Raw genomic sequence first — 5,837 nt, forward strand, 5'->3', positions numbered from 1 at the left:
CAGACTTTTAACCTCCCATAAAAGGGGGAATATTCCTGATTATGAAATAATCCTGACGAAAAATGGTTTGGTTTTGGAAAAAGAGAAAGACTTTTTAAAAGGTTGGGTAAAGGCCCAAATCTGGGCTAAGAATAATTAGTTTCTGATTTTAGCTTTGTCAATGATCTTAGAAATCATATCATCATAATACTTTCCATTTCCAGGCCCGTACCAGTTCATCTCCCGGACTTCATGAAAATTTCTATCATAGTATTGGTCAGGAGTGATATAACCCATGTAGCCGCCGTTAAATGTGGTAATGATAAGGTTTAATCCCAATGACTTTGCCTGATCTTCCCATTTTTTAAAAAATACCCCGGAGATTTCTCCACTGGACGCAATCATCAACGTGTTGCCGATGATAGTGACGTCAAAGTGAACATTGGTCTCTCCCAATAAATAATTAAAGAGCCATGGTCGGAGTCTCAGATTATCTGTAATCCTCAAATGGGGATCCCTGAGTGCAATTGGTAATGTTCCGATTTCAATTCTAGTGCGGTGTACAATTGAAGAATCAGTAATTTTAATCTGCATAACCGAATCCAAGTCATGAGCATACTTCTCAACCAATACTGGTGTATTTCCTGATGCCAGAGGTCTATGACTTCCTACTGTACCTGCGGCGAACATGGCAAAATCATAATTATCTTCTTCCAGATCTTTCATGAGATAAAAGGGATAATCCCCAGAAAGCCCCATGAATTTGGAACTCAAAATCGTAGCATGAGCAGAATAAGTGAAGAAGGTTGCTTTTTCCCCACTGTTTTTTGTGAAAATTAATTGGCGAATAGAGGGTTCGATTGGATCGTCTTTAATAAAGCGGTTTGAGACATACTCCCTCGCATCAATTTTCCTAAACTGAATAGTAACGGTATCTTTTGATGCAATCGCTTTGGATAAAGCAGATATGGTTTTATCAACAATAAGCTCGACTGTTTCTTCATTATATCCTCCAAAGGCCATTTCTCCCAAAGGGCCAGGCATATATCCACCCATTCCGGCATGAGTGTGAGTTGCGGTGAAAATAACCTGATCAATGGGGAGATTCTGATTTTTAATTGCTGACATTACTTCTTCAGCTAAATGCGGATGCACAATTAATAATTCATAGCTCAGCCAAGCAATGTTGGTTTTACCATTTCCCAAAGCCAATGCTTTGACAAAGCTACTATCCTGTACAAATTCATAATTTCCCCTCGGAGCGTAGCCGACAAGTTCCACGGGTTGAGGAGGAGTCATATTTGCTTTTCCCCAACCTGCCAGCCAAGTATCGGTTTCTGATCCTTGCAATTGAAGCTGATCTAGCGCGTTCATGGTTTTGGTATAAAACTCCTGATCCTGAATCGGAGATCGATCCACCGTGGTTAAAGTAATTAACCCAAGCAAAAAAATAAAAAGGAAAATCCCGATAAGAATTTTCCCTATTGTGTACGCCAGCTTACTTATTGTCATTAAGAATTAATATTCAAATTTTCCGTAAGGGCTTTGGATGGTGACTTTTTTGCCTTCATTTGGTTCAACTCTTCCAATAATTTGAGCTTCTACACCATATGATTCCGCGATGTCAATGATTTCTTCAGCATAGCGTTCATCAAGATAGACTTCCATTCTATGGCCCATATTGAAGACCTTGTACATTTCCTTCCAGTCAGTACCACTTTCTTCTTGTATGATTTTGAAAAGAGGTGGAGTTTCGAACAAATTGTCTTTAATGACATGAACGTCATCCACGAAGTGAAGGACTTTGGTTTGTGCTCCACCACTACAATGTACCAATCCATGAACTCTTGGACGCATGTAATTTAGTATATCTACCATGATTGGAGCATAGGTGCGAGTTGGGGAAAGTACAAGCTTTCCGATATTTACCGGAGACCCAGGTGCCGCATCTGTCAAATTATATTTACCAGAATAAACTAAGTCTTCTGGAACAGAAGGGTCAAAGCTCTCGGGATATTTTGTTTTCAATACTTTGTTGAATACATCATGGCGGGCAGATGTCAAACCGTTACTTCCCATACCGCCATTATAAGATGTTTCATATTTAGCTTGACCAAAAGAAGCTAATCCAACAATCAAATCTCCGGCTTGGATTTTATCATTGGAGATTACTTCATCTCTTTTCATCCTGCAGGTTACGGTACTATCTACAATGATGGTACGCACCAAGTCACCAACATCAGCAGTCTCCCCACCTGTCAATACAGCATTAACACCATTATCACGAAGCATTTGAAGGACTTCTTCAGTTCCTTCGATAATCGCAGAAATCACCTCACCTGGAATAAGGTTTTTATTTCTACCAATAGTTGAAGAGACTAGAATGTTATTGATCGCTCCTACACATAACAAATCATCCGTATTCATGATAATTGCGTCTTGCGCTATTCCTTTCCAAACGCTTAAATCGCCTGTCTCTTTCCAATAGGAATAAGCAAGGGAGGATTTGGTGCCAGCTCCATCAGCATGCATGATATTGCAGTAATCTGGATCATTTCCGAGCGTGTCTTCTACAATCTTACAAAAAGCTTTTGGATAGAGACCTTTATCAAGTTTTGAAATGGCTTGATGTACATCTTCTTTGGAGGCGGAGACTCCGCGCTGCATGTATCGCTCGTTCATAGCTGCAAAGTTAAGTATTCCATGTCAATTCGAGGATAAGTTTAGGAAAACTTGAAAAGAGAAAAGTGGTCAGAATTGGAATGAATATCCAACTTGACCACTTTTCATTATTTACATTTTCTTTTACTCAATGATTTCAATGACTTTGAATTCAGTTCTTCGATTTATTTGATGTTCCTCTTCAGTTTGAGCATTTTCAATAATCAGTTGACTTTCGCCATAGCCTTTGGCTACTAATCTGCCTGGATCAATTCCTTGGGAAACTATGTAATCAACTGCAGACTGAGCTCGTCTTTGAGATAAGTCCTGATTGTAAGCATCGGAAGACCTATCATCTGTGTGTGAACTTAACTCGATCCTAATGGACGGGTTATCTTTCAATATCTGAACTAATTTATCAAGTTCTACAGCTGCATCAGGACGAATCTCAGCTTTGTCCAAATCATAATAAATGTTTTCTAAAACAATGGATTTCTCTAAAATCAACTGATCTAATACGATGGTGGTATCCAAAGTAATATTGGTGACCTCTTGTATCAAATCCTCAGGTTTTGGTGTCTTTCCAACTGTTGTATAAGGAATAGATTTGGAGAAATAACCACTTTTTGAAGCGATAATCGTGAAATCGGCATTCGGCTCTAAGGTGAACCTTACCCGACCATTTGTGTTGGAAAAATCTCCACCTTCTTGATTATTCTCTCCGTCATAAAGTACCACTCTGGCCTGTTCCAAAACTGCATCCGGTTCACCAGCTACTCGCTGTTTTGTAAATACATTCAATAGAACGTTAACTATTTTTGGTTTCGGAGTTTTATCCTCAAAGAAGTAAATATCATCATCACCTTCGCCGCCTTCTCTGTTGGAAGAAATAAAACCTGTCTTTGGATACTCTGTAAAGAATATTCCAAAATCGTCATCAGGGGAGTTAAAATTCTCACCAAGGTTTTTGATGACTTGTTTTCCTGAAGCGTCGTTCTCAGCTACAAAAAGATCTAACTTTCCATAACCAGGATGGCCATCAGAGGAAAAGAAGAATTTTCCATCTGCTTCTGGTCTTGGGAACATTTCATTTCCAGGAGTATTAACATTGGGACCAAGATTTACAACATTTCCAAAATCACTATTGGCAAGTCTGGTTGCTTTATACAAATCGATTCCGCCATAACCTCCGGGTCTGTTGGATGCAAAGTACAGTTCGTCTCCATCTGGACTAAATGCAGGAGTTGAATTCCACCAATTTTCATCTTCATTTACAGGCATCCAAATTGGTTGAGTAAATCCAGAGCCTCTAAAATAAGATGCAAAAAGAGCAGTTTCAGGAAGATCTTTAGGAGAAGTAGAATTTCCTCTTGCATAAATAATGGTATTTCCATCCGGGCTAATCGCAATTGCTGCCTGATTCAATCCTTCCTCATTTTGAAATTCGGGTAAAGCTTGGATGCTTCCTACATCCACTCGGATTCCTTCAGCTCTTGTTCTGAACAACTTGGTATAAGGCGACCCATCAGCAGGATATAAACCCGAAGCTTGTCTTCCACTGGTGAAATAGATAAAATTCTCACTGGTAACCGGTGCATAATCAGCCCCAGCGGTATTTAATTCTTGGTAATTTACGAGCACATGGTTTGGAAAATAATTATCAATACCGTTTGCAAGATTGATCGTTTCTATTTGACGCTGGGTTTCGGCAAGCAAATTTTCTTCTTGGGTAAATCCTTTGGCTTCCTCGAAAGCTTCTTTGGCCTCATCATCTTTTCCTTGAGCTTTTAGGCTTTGTCCAAGTCTGAAAAGATTTTCAAACGAAGGCTCTTCTTCGGCTAACTTTTGATAATAAGGACCAGCTTCCTCAATTCTATTGGACAATCTGTAACTTTCGGCCACCGCAGAATTAGCTTCCTTGTTCTCAGGATCATCTTCTAAGATTTGAGAATAGGAATTTATAGCATACTGATACTGTCCTGAAAGGAATTGATCATTGGCTTTTTCCTGAAGGCTTTTACAAGCGTTCAAGCTCAATATGAGAATAAAGGTGATCCACAAAAAATGGTTTTTCATCTGAAAGGGCTATTGATGATCTATCTAAGCTGAATATTACTAATTAATTTGGGAAAAATTTGTTTAACCAACTAGACTTCGCAGGAATCCATAATTGATTTAGTTCAGATTTCTCCTTAATTAACGGGTTTATCACTTCTGTATCTGTTGAAATTTCTCCGGATAGGACTTTTGATTTGATGCCTAATGCAGGTGAAACTTTTATTTTATTTTGATTTTTATAACTCACTTTTCCTTGATTGGTTAGATCAATACCTAATTGGCTTTCGAGTTCACGAAGCAATCGAACGGAACTATCGATAGAACATCCGCTGGCTCCTAAGTTACTTTCATCCACAGCTAATAGGATAATTTGACCTTCAATAATATCAAAGGAGGTTGGCATCAAATTGCCATGTGTATTCCATCCTTGACAAAATGTAGTCAAACGACTTTTAATTTGATTTACTTCTTGCTCACTGAGGGGTCTTTCTGCTTGGTATACCCATACTCTAGCATGCTCAGGCATTTTATTAAAATCAACGTACATAATTCATTATTTATTGGCAAAGAAAAACCCTTTCTACCTAACGGCAAAAAGGGTCAAATTGATTCAATCATTTAAATCAAATTCCCATGTCTTTAGCAATCATTTCTGCTAGATCATAAACTTTCACTTCTTCTTCCTTCTCTTTGTTCTTTACTCCATCGGTCATCATCGTGAGGCAAAACGGACAACCAACGGCAATTGCATGAGCTCCCGTAGCTAAAGCTTCTTCAGTTCGCTCTATATTGATGTCTTTTTTTCCTGGTTCAGGTTCTTTAAACATTTGTGCACCCCCAGCTCCGCAACATAGTCCTTTGGTCTTGCAACGTTTCATTTCAACTAATTCAACATCCAAAGCTTTGATTACCTCTCTTGGAGCCTCATAGACATTGTTGGCGCGGCCAAGGTAGCAAGAGTCATGAAAGGTGATTTTCTTACCCTTAAATTCTCCTCCACCTTTCAAGGCTACTTTTCCTTCGTTAATCAATTGTTGAAGAAACTGGGAATGGTGGATCACTTCGTAATTTCCTCCTAAAGCTGGATATTCGTTTTTGATTGTATTGAAACAATGAGGACAAGCTGTTACCACTTTTTT

5 protein-coding genes are annotated in these 5,837 nt (G+C 38.8%); all 5 read right to left on the reverse strand.

Annotated elements, in window-relative coordinates:
• Nucleotides 1-135 precede the first annotated feature (135 nt).
• Nucleotides 136-1,491: a neutral/alkaline non-lysosomal ceramidase N-terminal domain-containing protein gene (locus Q0L68_RS15145; protein WP_296704861.1), complete on the reverse strand. Its 1,356-nt coding sequence runs from the start codon at nt 1,489-1,491 to the stop codon at nt 136-138.
• A 6-nt stretch (nt 1,492-1,497) separates the two neighbouring features.
• Nucleotides 1,498-2,661, reverse strand: coding sequence for an AIR synthase related protein (locus Q0L68_RS15150; protein WP_296704862.1), 1,164 nt, complete (start codon nt 2,659-2,661; stop codon nt 1,498-1,500).
• A gap of 123 nt (nt 2,662-2,784) precedes the next feature.
• On the reverse strand, nt 2,785-4,716 hold the full coding sequence (locus Q0L68_RS15155; protein WP_296704864.1) for an OmpA family protein: 1,932 nt from the start codon (nt 4,714-4,716) through the stop codon (nt 2,785-2,787).
• Between the two features lie 43 nt (nt 4,717-4,759).
• On the reverse strand, nt 4,760-5,245 hold the full coding sequence (locus Q0L68_RS15160; protein WP_296704866.1) for a hypothetical protein: 486 nt from the start codon (nt 5,243-5,245) through the stop codon (nt 4,760-4,762).
• Between the two features lie 76 nt (nt 5,246-5,321).
• Nucleotides 5,322-5,837, reverse strand: a 516-nt coding sequence (locus Q0L68_RS15165) for a (Fe-S)-binding protein (RefSeq protein ID WP_296704868.1), incomplete at its 5' end; no start/stop codon positions are given.

The sequence above is a fragment of the Algoriphagus sp. genome (assembly GCF_024642405.1).
GTDB lineage: Bacteria > Bacteroidota > Bacteroidia > Cytophagales > Cyclobacteriaceae > Algoriphagus.